The organism is Acidovorax sp. NN32 (assembly GCF_057597245.1).
In genome coordinates this window covers 4,083,845-4,098,487 of record NZ_CP199679.1, presented here as the reverse complement: position 1 = coordinate 4,098,487, position 14,643 = coordinate 4,083,845, and the positions used below count along the sequence as shown (strand labels likewise).

The 14,643-nt window shown below is 66.8% G+C and carries 12 protein-coding genes; 5 read left to right on the top strand and 7 right to left on the bottom strand.

Annotated features, from left to right (window positions below; genetic code table 11):
- Positions 1 to 286 precede the first annotated feature (286 nt).
- Both ACT89O_RS18850 and ACT89O_RS18845 read left to right on the top strand, forming a co-directional pair.
- Positions 287 to 1,396: a TRAP transporter substrate-binding protein gene (locus ACT89O_RS18850; RefSeq protein ID WP_228896551.1), complete on the top strand. Its 1,110-nt coding sequence runs from the start codon at positions 287 to 289 to the stop codon at positions 1,394 to 1,396.
- Positions 1,393 to 4,074, top strand: a complete 2,682-nt coding sequence (locus tag ACT89O_RS18845) for a bifunctional diguanylate cyclase/phosphodiesterase (protein ID WP_436129912.1) — start codon at positions 1,393 to 1,395, stop codon at positions 4,072 to 4,074. The genes ACT89O_RS18850 and ACT89O_RS18845 overlap by 4 nt, the downstream gene beginning before the upstream one ends.
- Before the next feature lie 12 nt (positions 4,075 to 4,086).
- Here the strand turns inward: ACT89O_RS18845 and ACT89O_RS18840 are convergent, their stop codons facing one another.
- Positions 4,087 to 4,986, bottom strand: a complete 900-nt coding sequence (locus ACT89O_RS18840) for a DMT family transporter (RefSeq protein ID WP_121505642.1) — start codon at positions 4,984 to 4,986, stop codon at positions 4,087 to 4,089.
- Between the two features lie 140 nt (positions 4,987 to 5,126).
- Between ACT89O_RS18840 and ACT89O_RS18835 the strand changes: the two genes are divergently transcribed.
- On the top strand, positions 5,127 to 6,110 hold the full coding sequence (locus ACT89O_RS18835; protein ID WP_121505643.1) for a quinone oxidoreductase family protein: 984 nt from the start codon (positions 5,127 to 5,129) through the stop codon (positions 6,108 to 6,110).
- Positions 6,107 to 6,964: an NUDIX hydrolase gene (locus ACT89O_RS18830; protein WP_487260848.1), complete on the top strand. Its 858-nt coding sequence runs from the start codon at positions 6,107 to 6,109 to the stop codon at positions 6,962 to 6,964. Before ACT89O_RS18835 ends, ACT89O_RS18830 begins: the two co-directional genes overlap by 4 nt.
- Here ACT89O_RS18830 and ACT89O_RS18825 read toward each other — a convergent pair.
- Positions 6,918 to 7,967, bottom strand: a complete 1,050-nt coding sequence (locus ACT89O_RS18825; RefSeq protein ID WP_055401484.1) for an NAD(P)H-binding protein — start codon at positions 7,965 to 7,967, stop codon at positions 6,918 to 6,920. The genes ACT89O_RS18830 and ACT89O_RS18825 overlap by 47 nt on opposite strands.
- Before the next feature lie 95 nt (positions 7,968 to 8,062).
- Here ACT89O_RS18825 and ACT89O_RS18820 point away from each other — a divergent pair, with 95 nt between their 5' ends.
- Complete coding sequence (locus ACT89O_RS18820) at positions 8,063 to 8,974, top strand: LysR family transcriptional regulator (RefSeq protein ID WP_487260847.1); 912 nt, start codon at positions 8,063 to 8,065, stop codon at positions 8,972 to 8,974.
- Between the two features lie 121 nt (positions 8,975 to 9,095).
- Here the strand turns inward: ACT89O_RS18820 and ACT89O_RS18815 are convergent, their stop codons facing one another.
- The 5 genes from ACT89O_RS18815 to ACT89O_RS18795 all read right to left on the bottom strand — a co-directional run bounded on the left by ACT89O_RS18815 (position 9,096) and on the right by ACT89O_RS18795 (position 14,624).
- Complete coding sequence (locus tag ACT89O_RS18815; RefSeq protein WP_121422825.1) at positions 9,096 to 10,748, bottom strand: Na/Pi cotransporter family protein; 1,653 nt, start codon at positions 10,746 to 10,748, stop codon at positions 9,096 to 9,098.
- Between the two features lie 320 nt (positions 10,749 to 11,068).
- Positions 11,069 to 11,896, bottom strand: a complete 828-nt coding sequence (locus ACT89O_RS18810) for a phosphodiesterase (protein ID WP_487260846.1) — start codon at positions 11,894 to 11,896, stop codon at positions 11,069 to 11,071.
- A 37-nt stretch (positions 11,897 to 11,933) separates the two neighbouring features.
- Positions 11,934 to 12,995, bottom strand: coding sequence for an ABC transporter ATP-binding protein (locus tag ACT89O_RS18805; protein ID WP_487260845.1), 1,062 nt, complete (start codon positions 12,993 to 12,995; stop codon positions 11,934 to 11,936).
- On the bottom strand, positions 12,985 to 13,782 hold the full coding sequence (locus ACT89O_RS18800; protein ID WP_121420874.1) for an ABC transporter permease: 798 nt from the start codon (positions 13,780 to 13,782) through the stop codon (positions 12,985 to 12,987). The genes ACT89O_RS18805 and ACT89O_RS18800 overlap by 11 nt, the downstream gene beginning before the upstream one ends.
- Positions 13,783 to 13,790: 8 nt before the next feature.
- A complete protein-coding gene (locus ACT89O_RS18795; protein ID WP_487260844.1) occupies positions 13,791 to 14,624 on the bottom strand; it encodes an ABC transporter permease in 834 nt (277 codons plus the stop codon).
- Positions 14,625 to 14,643 lie beyond the last annotated feature (19 nt).

Sequence of the window (14,643 nt, the reverse complement as noted above, 5' to 3'; positions counted from 1 at the left end):
ACCCGTCGTCTGTGGTCACTGGCGGGCGAAGGAGATTCCCTGGCGGCAGGGCGTGGCGTTTTGCAGACAGCTTTGCCCGCCGAGGGGGAAAACTTGGTGAAGAATGGTGCCCCAGCATTCCAACCCGAAAGTACCGGAACATGACACCGCGCATCCCTCCCCAGGGCGGCCTTCCAGACCTCTATGCGATCCATGGATGCCGCTGGGGCGCTGGCATGGCCCTGGGCATGAAGGGTGCGCGGCGGTGGCCGTCCACTGCCCCCCGGTTGACGAGCCAGAAGTTGCCATGCAGCCCAAACCCGCTGTGACTTCCCGCCTTCTGCACCGCATCGCTGCACTGTGCGTGGCATGGGCCGCGCTGGGTTGTTCGCCACAGGCTGTGGGCCAGCCTGCGGCCACCCCGGCAGCGGCCACTGCGCCCTACAAGCTGCGCATCGTGGGGGGGCTGGCAGGTATCAACCAGTACACCCGGCAGGAAGAGCCCTTCTGGAGCAAGGAACTGCTCCGCTTGAGCGGTGGCCGGTTTGACGCTGAAATCGTGCCCTTTGACCGAGCGGGCGTGCCTGGCGCCGAAATGCTGCGCCTGCTGCAGCTGGGTGTGGTGCCTTTTGGCACCACGCTCATGAGCTCGTTCACGGCCCAGTACCCCGAGTACACCGCACCCGATCTGGCGGGGCTGAACCCCGACATTGCCACGCTCAAGACCACGCTGGCGGCGTTTCGCCCTTACCTGGAGAAGAGTCTGCGTGACCAGCACGGCGTGGAGGCGCTGGCGATGTATGTGTATCCGGCCCAGGTGGTGTTTTGCAAGAAGCCCCTGCGCGGGCTGGCCGATCTGGCCGGGCGCCGCACGCGCGTGTCGTCATCCACCCAGGCGGATTTTGTCGGGGCGCTCGGCGGCATCCCCGTGCTGACTGGCTTCGCGCAGATCGTGCCCAGCCTCACGGCGGGCAATACCGAGTGCGCCATCACCGGCACCATGTCGGGCAACACGCTGGGGCTGCATACCATGACCTCCCATGTGCATGCGCTGCCCGTGACTTGGGGACTGGCGGTGTTCAGCGCCAACAAGGCCGCCTGGGAGGCGCTGCCACCCGATCTGCGGGCCCTGCTGCGGCGCGAGCTGCCCCGGCTGGAGGCCGCCATCTGGGAGGAGTCCGAGCGCGAAACCTCCGACGGCATGGCCTGCAACCGTGGCATCCCCGCCTGTGTGGGGGGACGCAAGGGCAGCATGGTGGTGGTGCCGGTGTCTGCGCAGGATGAACGCAGCCGCCAGGAGATCCTTGCCTCCACCGTGCTGCCGCGCTGGGTGCAGCGCTGCGGGCCGCGTTGCGCCCAGGTGTGGAACCAGACGATCGGTCCCGTCCGTGGCCTGGCTGCGGCCCCGGCGAAATGAGGGATACCACGACCCCACTGCGCATCAGGGCCTTTGTATGGGCCGGGGCGGCGGTGTTCATTGCGGCGGTGGTGATGGTGTCTGCCGCGCTGGTATGGAACGCCCGCAAGGTGGCGCTGGACGATTACGAAGCCCAGGCCACCCGTTTTGTGGCGGGTGCCGAAGCGGCGCTCAATCGTTCCCTGCTGGCGGTGGACGTGCTGCTGGCCAGCATGGACGAACTGCTGGGCCTGTCGGGTTCGATGAGCGAATGGGTGGACCCTGACCTTGCAAGCCAGCGCCTGCGCAGCTCCGCTCGGCAGAACCTGATGGTGCGCTATGTGGCGCTGCTGGACGCGAACGGCAAGACCATCGCCTCTTCCGATGCGGCTGGCAGTGCGCTGCCGCTGCAGCTGCCTCCCGGTTTTCTGGCGTCTGTGCTGGAGCAGCCCGTTTCCACCCTGATGATCAGCCCGCCGGTGGTGAGCTTTGCGACTGCCGAGCGCGTGCTGTATTTTGCGCGCCACCTGCGCATGGCCGACAGTTCCCTTGTGGTGGCCATTGCCGAATTGCCGGTGGGGGCGCTCAGCTCGGTGCTGGTCCAGGGTGTGGACATCACAGGCCTGCAAGTGACGCTGGAGCGTGCCGGAGGGCTGCTGCTGCTGAGCGCGCCCAACCGCGAAGAGGCGATCACGCCCGTGCTGTCCCCGCCACTGCAGGAGGTGGCCGCCCTGGGGCAGGCGTGGAAGGCACCCGCCCGCTTGAGTGGCGAGCCGGCGCTGGTGGTCTACCGACCCATCCTGTACCAGGACCTGCGCATCTCGGCGAGCATTCCGCTGCGCGATGCGCTGGCAGGCTGGCGCGACCAGCGCAACGCCATTGCACTGACGGGTCTGTTGTTTGTGGCCATGATCGTGGCAGCGGGCAACCTGGCGCTGCGCTACCTGGACCGCATGTCCCAGGCGCGGCTTGCCATTGCGCAGTCCAAGGCCACCCTCGACCAGGCACTGGAGTCGATGGTGAGTGGTTTTGTTCTGCTCGACGGCGAGCAGCGCGTGGTGCAATGGAACAGCCGGTTTGAGGAAATTTTCCCCTGGCTGCGCGCCGTGATGGCGCCCATGGTGCCGTTTCGGCGCGTGATGGAAGAGACCGCCCGGCACCATCTGCCGCGCGCCAGCGAGGAAGAACGCATGCGCTGGGTGGAGCTGCGGCTGCTCAAGCAGAACCAGCACCATGAGCCCCATGAGCAGGTGCTGCCCAATGGCCGCACGATCCAGATCACCGAACGGCCCACGCCCGAAGGCGGGCTGGTCATCACCTACCACGACGTGACGGCCCTGCGCCGCGCCAGCGCTGAGATTGAGAGCCTGGCCTTCTACGACCCTCTGACCAATCTGCCCAACCGCCGGCTGCTGATGGACCGCATGCAGCAGGTGATTGCGGCCAGTGTGCGCAGCGGGCAGTACGGGGCCTTGCTGTTCCTGGATCTGGACCACTTCAAGACGCTGAACGACACCATGGGCCATGAGGTGGGCGACATGCTGCTGCGCCAGGTGGCAGAGCGCCTGAAGACCTGCGTGCGCCGCGAGGACACCGTGGCGCGCCTGGGGGGAGACGAGTTCGTGGTCATGCTGCACGAGCTGTCGCTGCACAGCGAAGAGGCGGCTGCCTATGCGCGCCGCGTGGGCGAAAAGATCCTGCGCACGCTCAACATGCCGTACTCGCTGGCCGGGCTCAGCCACCACAGCACGCCCAGCATCGGGGCCACGCTCATGGGCGGGGCGCTGCAGCCCTCGGTCGATCTGCTCAAACAGGCCGACATCGCCATGTACCAGGTCAAGTCGCAGGGCCGCAATGCGCTGTGTTTTTTCGATCCGCAGATGCAGATTGCCATCAGCGTGCGCGCGCAGCTGGAGGGGGATCTGCAGGCCGCGCTGGCCGCGCGGCAGTTCGCGCTGCACTACCAGCCCCAGTTCCATCTGGACGGGCGCATCGTGGGCGCCGAGGCGCTGATCCGCTGGATCCATCCCGAGCGCGGCCTGATTGCGCCGAGCGCCTTCATTGGCGTGGCAGAAGAAAGCGAACTCATCGTGCCCATGGGCCACTGGGTGCTGCGCACCGCGTGCGAGCAGCTGGCGGCGTGGGAGAACGATGCCCGCTACCGGCATGTGCCGCTGTCGGTCAACGTGAGCGCCCGGCAGTTCCGCCAGCGCGACTTCGTGGCCCGCGTAGTTGAGGTGCTGCGCGAGACCGGCGCGCGGCCCCACCTGCTCAAGCTGGAGCTGACCGAGTCGCTGGTGCTGGACAACGTGGACGACACCATTGCCAAGATGGGCCTGCTCAAGACCAAGGGTGTGCGCTTTTCGGTGGACGACTTCGGCACGGGCTACTCGTCGCTGGCCTACCTCACGCGGCTGCCGCTGGACCAGCTCAAGATCGACCAGTCGTTTGTGCGCAACCTGGGTGTGCGGCACACCGACGACGTGATCGTGCAGACCATCATCGGCATGGCGCGCAACCTGGAGCTGGATGTGATTGCCGAAGGTGTGGAAACCGCACAGCAGAAAGCCCTGCTGGCAGACTATGGCTGCCAGCTCTTTCAGGGCTATTTGCTGGGCATGCCCGGGCCGGTATCGGAGCTCGAAGTCTTGTTGCAGAAAGCCGCAACACAAGCCTCGGCCGAAGGCGCAGCAGGTTGACCCCGCCTGTCGCTATCGCCGCGACGACACCACGATCCCGCCCACGATCAGTGCGAATGCCACACCGTGGAATAGCTGTGGGGTTTCCCCTAAAAAGGCGGCCGACAGGATGCCCGCAAACAGCGGGGTGAGGTTCACGAAGAAGCCCGCCACTGCAGGCCCGGCGCGCTCCACACCCACGCCCCAGCAGCGATAGGCCAGCACGGCGGGGCCCACGGCGATGAAAGCCAGCGCTGCGATCAGCGGCCAGCCCCATGCGATGTGGGTGTGGCCCATCGCCCATTCCACGCCCGCGAAGCTGCCCGACCATGCCAGGCCAAACACCATCTGCGCCATCAAAAAAGCGGCCCAGTCGCCCCGGATGCGGGCGGGCTCGCTGGTGCGCGACAGCAGCCAGCTGTAGAACGCCCACGAGATGGTGGCCAGCAGCATGAACACATCGCCTGGCACGAGGCGAAAAGCCAGCAGCTGCGACCACTCGCCCCGGCTGAGCACCAGCAGCACGCCACACATCGACAGCAGCGCGCCCAGCAGTTGCCGCCGCGTGACCGTCGCGCCAAAGAACAGCGCCCCCACGGCCAGCATCCACACCGGCATGCTGGAGCCCACCAGCGTCACGTTGATGGGCGTGGAAGTCTGCAGCGCCATGTACTGCAGCGCGTTGTACAGGCCAATGCCGAGCAGCCCTAGCAGTGCATAGCGGCGCCAGTGGGGCCACAGCGGGCTGTCCTTGCGCAGCACGTTGTACGCGAGCGGCAGCAGGATGAAGAAAGCCAGCACCCAGCGGATGAAATTGAGCGTGATGGGCGGGATCAGGTCGTGCACCAGCCGGCCTGTGACGGCGTTGCCAGCCCACAGCAGCGGCGGTATCACCAGCAGCGCCGCCGTACCGGGCGTGAGTCTTTGAGTCATGGGCTGCACTGTAACGGTGCAGGGCAGGACAAGGCTTTCAGATTCATGGCAGGATGGCCGCCGTTTGTCTCGCCCGTTACAGGCCCCATCCATGCCCGTTGGGGACCCGTTCAACACCCGTTATCCAGGAGCGTTTTGCCATGAGCCTTGCCGTCCAGATCCGCCAGCACGGTGGTCCCGAAGAACTTCACATCGTTGACGTCACCGTGGGCGAGCCCGGCCCCGGCGAGATCCGCATCCGCCACCACGCCATCGGCCTGAACTTCATCGACGTGTACCACCGCACGGGGTTGTACCCCCTGAACATGCCCGCCACCATCGGCATGGAAGGCGCGGGCGTGGTCGAAGCCGTGGGCGAGGGCGTTGCGCACCTGAAGGTGGGCGACCGCGCTGCCTACGCCAGCCAGCCCCCCGGCGCTTATTGCGAAGTGCGGGTGATGCCCGCCAAGTGTGTGTGCAAGCTGCCCGATGCCATCAGCTTTGAGACGGGCGCGGCCATGATGCTCAAGGGCCTGACGGCGCAGTACCTGCTCAAGAAGACGCTGCCCGTGGAAGGCCTGCAGCCCGGCGACCATGTGCTGTTCCACGCCGCTGCGGGTGGGGTAGGCCTGATCGCCAGCCAGTGGGCCAAGGCGCTGGGCCTGCAGCTCATCGGCACGGCAGGCACGGATGCCAAGTGCCAGCTCGCCCTGGCCAACGGCGCGGCGCATGCCATCAACTATCAAAAAGAAGATTTCGCAGCCCGGGTCAAAGAGATCACCGGCGGCAAGGGCGTGAAGGTGGTGTACGACTCGGTGGGCAAGGACACCTGGGACAAGTCACTCGAATGCCTGCGTCCCTTTGGCCTCATGGCCAGCTTTGGCAACGCCTCGGGCCCCGTGGCACCGTTTGCGCCGGGTTCATTGGGCGCCAAGGGCTCGCTCTACGTCACGCGCCAGACGCTGTTCACCCACATCGCCACGCGCGAAAGCACGCAGGCCATGGCTGACGACCTGTTTGCCGTGGTGGCCAGTGGACAGGTGAAGATCCACATCGACCAGCGCTACCCGCTGGCCGACGTGCAGCAGGCGCACCGCGACCTGGAAGCACGCAAGACCACGGGCTGCACCATCCTCACGCTGTGACAGCCTCCTACCCCGGCGCATCGTTCGACCAGTGGCTGGTGGGCGCGCTGCAACTGGCGCACCAGCCCGCCCGCCAGCCACGCCAACCCCTGCGGGTGGCGGGGCAGGTGGTAGGGTCGGTGGCGGAAGGATTTCTAAGCAGAATAAGCCTCCAGCGCTTATTGGATAAGCGCTACCAGCTATCAATGGGTGAGCATGGCGGCGCCCTTGCATGGAGTCTGCACCTGCCGCCCCAAGCGGCCTCTGATGCCAACGTCAACGCCACCACCGATGCCCTGAACACCCTGGCCGAAGCGCTGCGCGACGCCAACCTGTGTGGCCCGTGGCGCAACGAGCAACTGGCGGTGACCAACCCCAGCGGCGAAGTCGTGGGCACCGTGGAGCGGGGTGCCGTGCGTGTGCTGGGCATCACCACCTGCGCCGTGCACCTGGTGGGCCTGGCGCCCGATGGGCGCATGTGGGTGCAAAAGCGTTCGCTGAACAAACCCAACGACCCAGGCCTGTGGGACACGCTGATGGGCGGCATGATCTCGGCCGCCGACTCGTTGCCCCAAGCTCTGGTGCGCGAGACCTGGGAAGAAGCCGGGCTGCATGTGCACACCCTTGCCGGCGTGGCGCACGGTGGCCATGTGCTGTTCAGCCGCCCCAGCAGCGAGGGGGGCGGCGCGGGGTACATGGTCGAGCGCATCGACTGGTTCCGCGCCGTGGTGCCAGAGGGCATGGCGCCCGACAACCAGGACGGCGAGGTGGACGAGTTTGCACTGCTGCCCTTGGAAGAGGTGCGCGCGCAGGTTGCCCAGGGCCGGTTCACGCTGGAAGCCGGGCTGGTGATTGCGGGTTTCCTGGGGCTGTGAGCGGCGCTTTGGCCCCTGGCAGGCAGCCCAGACCCAACAGCGTGGCCTGCACCGCCGCGTCCAGCGGCGTGTGGGGCTCTTCGCCCAGCACGGCGCGCAGCGGGTCGTTGGCCATGCGCACCGGTTGCCTCCACAGGTAGCGCATCTCCCGCAGTTCGCGCAGCGTGGCCACAAACGGCGAGGCGAGTGTGACCAGCCACCACGGAAAGGCCCGCACGTGCGGGGCCGCACCACCATGTGCCACCACGGTGCGGCCAATCGCGGCGGCCATCTGCGTGCCGTCGGCGTCCCAGTGCCCGGCCATGTGAAAGCGTGCAAACGCGGGCAGTGTGGCGCGGCGCTCCAGCAACTGCACCATGGTGCGCGCCACGTCGGGCAGGTATGACCATTGGTGGCCCACGCCGGGTGCGCCGGGCAGGTTCACCGCCTTCACGGGTTGGCCGGGCTTGACGAGGCCTTGCGAGAACCAGCTGTTGCCCACCTGGGGGCCAAAGTAGTCCCCCGCCCGCACGATGAGCACGCGGCAGGTGCCCGCACTCAGCGGGTGGGGCTGGGTCGCCTGCTGCAGGCGCCGCTCCAGCTCCACGCGCACAGTGCCCTTGCGGGTGTGGGGGCGCTGCGGTGAGTACTCGCGCAGCACCGGGAAGGCGTCGGGCCCGTAGTTGTAGATCGTGCCGGGCAGCACCACGGTGGCACCCACTGCGGTGGCCGCCGCAATGGTGTTGTCGATCATCGGCAGCACCAGCTCGCTCCAGCGCCGGTAGCCGGGCGGGTTGACCGCGTGCACGATCACGTCGCAGCCTGCGGCAGCGGCCACCACGTCCTCGCGCCGCATCGCGTCGCCGCGAATCCATGCCATGCCGTCGCGTTGCTCCCCGGCCTGCGCCACGCCCCGGTGCAGTGCGCGCACCTGCCATCCCCGGTCGCGCAGCTGCCGCGCCACTTCGCCACCGATGCCCCCGGTCGCGCCGAGAACCAGAACCGTATTGCCTGCGTTTGCCATGTTTTGCTCCAAAAAAAGTGGTGATGGATGCAGTGTGGTCGTGGGTGTTGTGAAATGGAATTGCCGAAAATCAGTGCATAGCTATACATTTATGTATGACACAACCTGGACACAAAGACATTGGCTGGGAGCTGTACCGCTCGTATCTGGGCGTGGTGCAAGAGGGGTCGCTCTCGGGCGCAGCCCGCGCGCTGGGGGTGACACAACCCACGGTGGGGCGCCACATTGCGGCGCTGGAGCAGGCGCTGGGACTGGTGCTGTTCACCCGCTCGCAGCAGGGCCTGCTGCCGACCGAGGCGGCGCTGGCGCTGCGCCCCTACGCGCAAGCCATGGGCCACACCGCCGCTGCCCTGGTGCGCGCAGCCGACAGCCATGGCGGCGGCGTGCGGGGCACGGTGCGGGTGACTGCCAGCGAGGTGATCGGCGTGGAGGTGCTGCCGCCCGTTCTGGCGCAACTGCAGGCCGAGCACCCGGAGCTGACGGTGGAACTGGTGCTCAGCAACCGCGTGCAGGACCTGCTGCAGCACGAGGCCGACATCGCCATCCGCATGACCGAGCCCCGCCAGGACGCGTTGATCGCCCGCCGCGTCGGCAGCATTCCCTTGGGACTGCACGCCCACCCCAGCTACTTGCAGGCGCACGGCGTGCCCGAGACGCTGGCCGACCTCGCGCACCACCGCCTGATTGGTTTTGATGCAGAAACGCCCTTTTTGCGCGCCGCGCAAAAGGCGGTGCCCGCGTGGCGGCGCGACCAGTTTGCAGTGCGCAGCGACAGCGATGTGGCGCAACTGGCTTTCATGCGCGCCGGGGGCGGCATTGGCGTTTGCCAGGTGGCACTGGCGCGCCGTAGCACCCCGGCGCTGGTGCATGTGTTGCCACAGCAGTTTGTGTACGGGCTGGAAACCTGGGTGGTGATGCACGAAGACCTGCGCGCCAGCCCGCGCTGCAAGGTCACGCTGGATGCGTTGTGGACGGGGCTGCAGCGCTACGTGGCGGACGTGGAGTGACGGCGAGACAACGCCGCACAGCGACGGTGGTGAGGTGTTGCTATAAAAATAATAGCTTTTAGCGCTTATGGATAAAGCGCTAGAGACCAGAAAAGGCTTGAATTTCTGCTGAAGGCGCTTCTCAAGCCTGGTCCGCCATCGCCCTTAGCCGGCTGGGCGCCAGTGCTCCGGCCGATTCCAGAATCGGGTAGGCCACCGAGCACAGCAGCGAGTTGATGCGCTTGAGTTCGCTGATCAGGTCGATGTGCAGCGAACTGGTCTCGATGCTTTGCACCGTGTTGTCCGACAGGCGCGCCAGGTGGGTGGCGGAATACGCGTGTTCCAGGTCGCGAAAGCGGGCTTTTTCTTCGAGCAGCTTTTGCGCATCGCGCACGCTGCCGTTGAGGAACACGCTCATCGCCAGGCGCAGGTTGTCGATCAGGCGGGCGTGCAGTTCGTTGATTTCTTCCATGCCCGCTTCGGAGAACTGGCGACCCTTCTTGATCTTCTTGTCCTCGATGTCGATCAGCACGCGCTCGATGATGTCGCCGATCTGCTCCATGTTGATCGTGAAGCTGATGATGTCGGCCCAGCGGCGGCCCTCGCGTTCATCCAGGGCCTCGCGCGAGATCTTGGTCATGTAGTACTTGATGGCCGAGTACAGGCCGTCCACCTCGTCGTCCAGTTTGCGCAGGTCCTGCGCCAGCTGTAGGTCGTCGGTGCGGATCACCTTGTGCAGGCCCAGCAGCATGGATTCGACCACGTCGGCCTGGTGCAGGGCCTCGCGCGCGGCGCACGAGATGGCTAGCGAGGGCGTGGCCAGGGCAGAGGGGTCCAGATGCTGGGGTCGGGTGCCCGCAGCCTGCGCCTTTTCCTTCGGCAGCAGGCGTTGCACCACGCGCGCCACTGTGCCCGTCAGGCCGATGCAGATGATGCCCACCACCACGTTGAATGCCAGGTGGAACAGCACCACCAGTGCTGCGATTTCGGGCACGTAGGGGCGCACATGCTGCAGCCACAGCCCGGTGAGCGGGGTCATGATGATGACGCCAATGATCTTGAAGAACAGGTTGCCCAGTGGCACCTGGCGCGTTTGCACGTTGGCCTTCATCGTGGTCAGCACCGCCAGTACGCCGCTGCCGAGGTTGGCACCCAGCACCAGGCCCAGCGCCACGTCGGGCGGGATGCCGCCGGAGCCTGCCAGCGCGGCGGTGAGCAGCACGGTGGCGAGGCTCGAATACGCCACGATGGCCAGGATGGCGCCGGTGAAGATCTCCAGCAGCAGGTCACTGGTCAGCGCCCCGAGCAGCGTACGCACCGTGGGTGACTGGGTGAGCACCGTGGTCGATTCGGTGATGAGGCGCAGCGCCAGCAGCATCAGCCCCAGGCCGATCAGCACCCTGCCCACCCGACCCACGGCCGTGTCCTTGCGCGAGATGAACAGCACCACACCCGCGAAGATGAACAGGGGCGACAGCCAGGACAAATCCATCGAGAACACCACCGCCATCACGCTGGTGCCCACGTCGGCGCCCAGCATCACAGCCAGCGCGGCGGGCAGGCCCACCAGGCCCTGGCCCACGAAGGAGGACACGATGAGCGCCGTGGCCGTGCTCGACTGCACCACGGCGGTCACCCCGATGCCCGACAGCACGGCCGTGAACCGGTTGCTGACGCTGTGCGCGATCAACTGGCGCAAATTGGCGCCAAAGACACGCAGGATGCCGGTGCGCACCAGGTGGGTGCCCCAGATCAGCAGCGACACCGCTGCCAACAGATTCAAGAGATGCTTCATGAAAAACCGTTGTTTCTTCTTCTTGTGTCCACCCAAACGAGCATGCGCCATGCACTGCGCCGACGCAAGCGTTAAAGCTGGCGCCCGTGCAGGGAAGCGGTTTCATTCATTTCTGTGCCCGTAGGCGGCGGCAGGCGGGGAGGCATGAGCCTGGCTGCTCGGCTTCCGGGATGAAGAGCGCGCAGAAAATACTGCGGCACCCGGACCATTTGTCACAAAACTGACATATAAGCATACTCCTGATTGAGGAGTTGTGCAGCGATGACCCTGTCGCGGCTGGGTGCTCGGCGGTGGAGGTCTTGTCGCCAGGGCCCGTTTTTTCAGTCGATCAGCTGCCCGCCGTCATGAAACGGGTAGGGCCCCGCGTATTGGCCGCTGGCCACGGTGTGGCTGACCAGCCGCCCCCCCGCAGGCAGGGCGTGCAGCGCAAAGCCGGGCGGCTCCAGCATCCAGGCCGAGGCGGCGTCGGGCGCCAGGTCCAGCCGCACCTGGTGCGCGGGCGATGGCACGGTGGCCGCGATGGTGCGGCCAAACCGCACCTGGATGGCCCGGTGCAGGTGCCCGCAGATCACACGCTCCACCTGTGGGTGGCGGGCCACGATGGCTTCGAGCGCATCGGCGCCTTCGCGCAGGCCGATGTCGTCCATGTGGCCAATCAGCGTGCGAAACGGTGGGTGGTGCATGGCGATCACCACCGGGCGGCTGGTGTGGCATGCCAGCTCTTCCTCCAGCCATTGCAGGCGCTCTGTGCACAGGCTGCCCTCGCTGGCGCCGGGCACCACGGTATCGAGCGCGATGAGCTGCATGCCGCCCACCGGCACGCTGTACTGGATGAAGCCCTCGGACCCCAGGTAGTGGTGCTGCGGAAAGCTCGCGCGCATCTGCTCGCGGCTGTCGTGGTTGCCGGGCAGCAGGTACACCGGCATGTTCAGCGGCGTGAGCAGGGCGCGCAGGTGCTCGTATTCGGCGGCGCGGCCAAAGTCTGTCAGGTCGCCAGTGATGACGGCGGCATGGGGCGCCTGCGGCAGCCGGTTCACGCTGGCCACGGCCTCGGCCAGATAGGGCGCGGTATTGATGCGGCCATAGGCCAGGCGGCCGGGCTCGCGGATGTGGGGGTCAGACAGTTGGAGCAGCAGTGTGGTGGTCATGGCTAAAAGGCGTGCAGGCGGGGTAGGGCTGGCTGGGTCAGTCGCTGGTTTCGTGGCAGGGCATGAGGCGCTCGGGGGCGATGCGCACGCCCACGGTGTCGCCCGTGCGGGCGGGGTGGTCGCGCGGCACATCGGCCATCAGCGGGGGCTGGTCGGCCAGGGACAGAACCAGTTGCACGCGGTCGCCCAGAAAGCTGCGGCGCGTGACTTCGGCCTGACCCCAGCCAGTTTGAAGGGCCGACACCTCGATGTCTTCAGGCCGCACGAGCAAGGCCGTGTGGGCCTGCACGGCGGCAGGGCAGGGCAGAGGCAGCCCACCCAGCATCAACACGGCCTGGGCGCTTGCGGCGGCGTCCCGCTGGAGCCGGTTCACGCGGCCCAGAAACTGCGCCACAAAGGGGTGGGTGGGCGCGCGGTACAGCGTCTCGCCATCGCCCACCTGCACGATCTGGCCCGCGTGCATCACCGCCAGGCGGTCGGCAATGGCCAGGGCTTCTTGCTGGTCGTGGGTGACGTGGATGGCGGTGATGTGCAGGCGCCGCAGCAGGTCGGCCAGTTCGTCGCGCAGAGACTCCTTGAGCTTGGCATCCAGCGCGGTCAAGGGCTCGTCCAGCAGCAGCACGCGGGGGCGCACCGCCACGGCGCGGGCCAGGGCCACACGCTGGCGTTGCCCGCCGGAGAGTTCAGCGGGGCGCTTGTGCTCCAACCCTTGCAGGCGCACCAGGTCCACCAGCTCGCCCACGGTGCGGCGGCGCTCGGCCTCGGGCACGTTGCGGATCTTGAGGCCGTAGCCGATGTTGGCTGCCACCGTCATTTGCGGGAACAAGGCGTAGTGCTGGAACACCATGCCGATGCCACGCTGCTCGATGGGCAGGCGCGTCACGTCGGTGCCGCCAAAGGCAATGCGGCTGCCTTCATCGGGCGCCTCCAGCCCGGCGATCAGGCGCAGCAGTGTGGTCTTGCCGCAGCCCGATGGCCCCAGCAAGGCGACGACCTCGCCGGGCTCCACAGTGAGGTCGGTCGGCCGCAGGCCCCGCGTGCCATCAGGGTAGGTTTTGGCGCATTGGTTTATCTCCACGCGCGTGCGTTCAAGTTCCATGGTGTTTTTCGATCAGGGTGCCGACGGCCTGCAGGCCCCACAGCACGGGCAGGATGACGATAAGAAAGACCAGCGTGTAAGCGGAGCCGATCTCGATGCGCATGGACGCATAGCTGTCGGCCAGACCTACTGGCAGGGTGCGGGTCAGCGGGGTGTGCAGCATCCATGTGAGGTTGAATTCGCCCACCGACAGCGTGAACACCATCAGGCTGCCCGCCACGATGGCGGGCAACACGGCGGGCACCAGCACACCCAGAAAGCGCTGCCCGAAGCTGGCACCCAGCGAGCGTGCCGCTTCTTCAAGCGAGAGCAGTTCCTTGCGCTGGAATGCAGCGCCCACGGTGCGCACCATGAACGGCAGGGTGAACACCATGTGCCCCACCAGGATGAACGCAAAGCTGGTGCGAAAGCCTTGCAGCGTGCCGTAGGCCAGGATCAAGGCCAGCGCGCTGGCCAGGCCGGGCACGGCCACTGGCAAGGTCAGCAGTTCTTCAAACAGGCGTGCGGCGCGCGAGCGGCTGCGTGCCAGCGCATACGCGCAGGGAACGCCCAGCAGCAGGTTGCCCAGCACACACAGCAGCGCAAGGCCCAGCGACCAGCCCACGGTGCCGCCGTACAGGTCCCACACCTCGTGCAGCCAGCGTGTGGTGAGCCCGCTGGAAATGCCAGTGCTGTAGTTGTTGACGAGCCCCGCCATCACCGACAGCGCGATGGGGGCGAGCATGAACGCCGCCACCAGCGCCGTGAGCGCCAGCAGGGGGAAGGAGGCTTGTTGGGTCGTGCGCATGGTGGTGGTTACGCCCCGGCAGCCGGTGCCGGGCCCGCAACACGGCGGGACAGCCACAGCACCACCCAGGTGATGAGCCCCAGGGTGATCGACAGGCTGGCGGCCAGTGCAAAGTTGGCGTAGTTGGTGAACTCGTTGTAGATGGTGATGGGCAGCACCTCGAACTTGCTGGACAGCGTGAACGCGGTGCCAAACGCGCCCATGGCCGTGGCGAACACAATGGCCCCGCACGACATCGTGGTGGGTGCGAGTTCGGGCACCCACACGTCGCGCACCACCCGCCAGCGCGGCGCGCCCAGCGAGCGGGCGGCTTCTTCCAGTGCCGCATCCATGGCCCCGGCCGCCGCTGTGTAGGTCGCAACGGCCCGTGGCAGCGAGAAGTACAGATAGGCCAGGAACAGCCCGGCCAGGCCGTAGGCAAACGTGATGCGGCCCAGGCCCAGGGCGTCCGTCAGGTCGGCCACCAGGCCTTGGCGGCCACCGAGCAAGATCATGAAAAAACCAATGATCACGCCTGGAAACGACAGCGGCAACGTCAGCAGCGACAGCAGCAGCTGCCGCCCTGTAAAACGGTGCCGCGCCAGCGTGATGCCCACGGCCGCGCCCAGCACCAGGGTGGCCAGCGTCACCGCCAGGGACAGCCCCAGTGTCTGCAGCAGGCTTTGCAGGTAGCGCGGGTGGGTGAGCACCACCAAGTAGGTCTCCCAGCCCTTGCTGGCGGGCAGCGCAATCAGCTGCACGATGGGCAGCAGCCAGAACGCTGCAAAGAATGCCACGGCAGGTGCGGTACACGCCAGCAGCAGCGCGCGGGATGGAGCAAAGCTGTTGTGGCGCATGTGCATCTCTCCAGCTCGCCCCGGC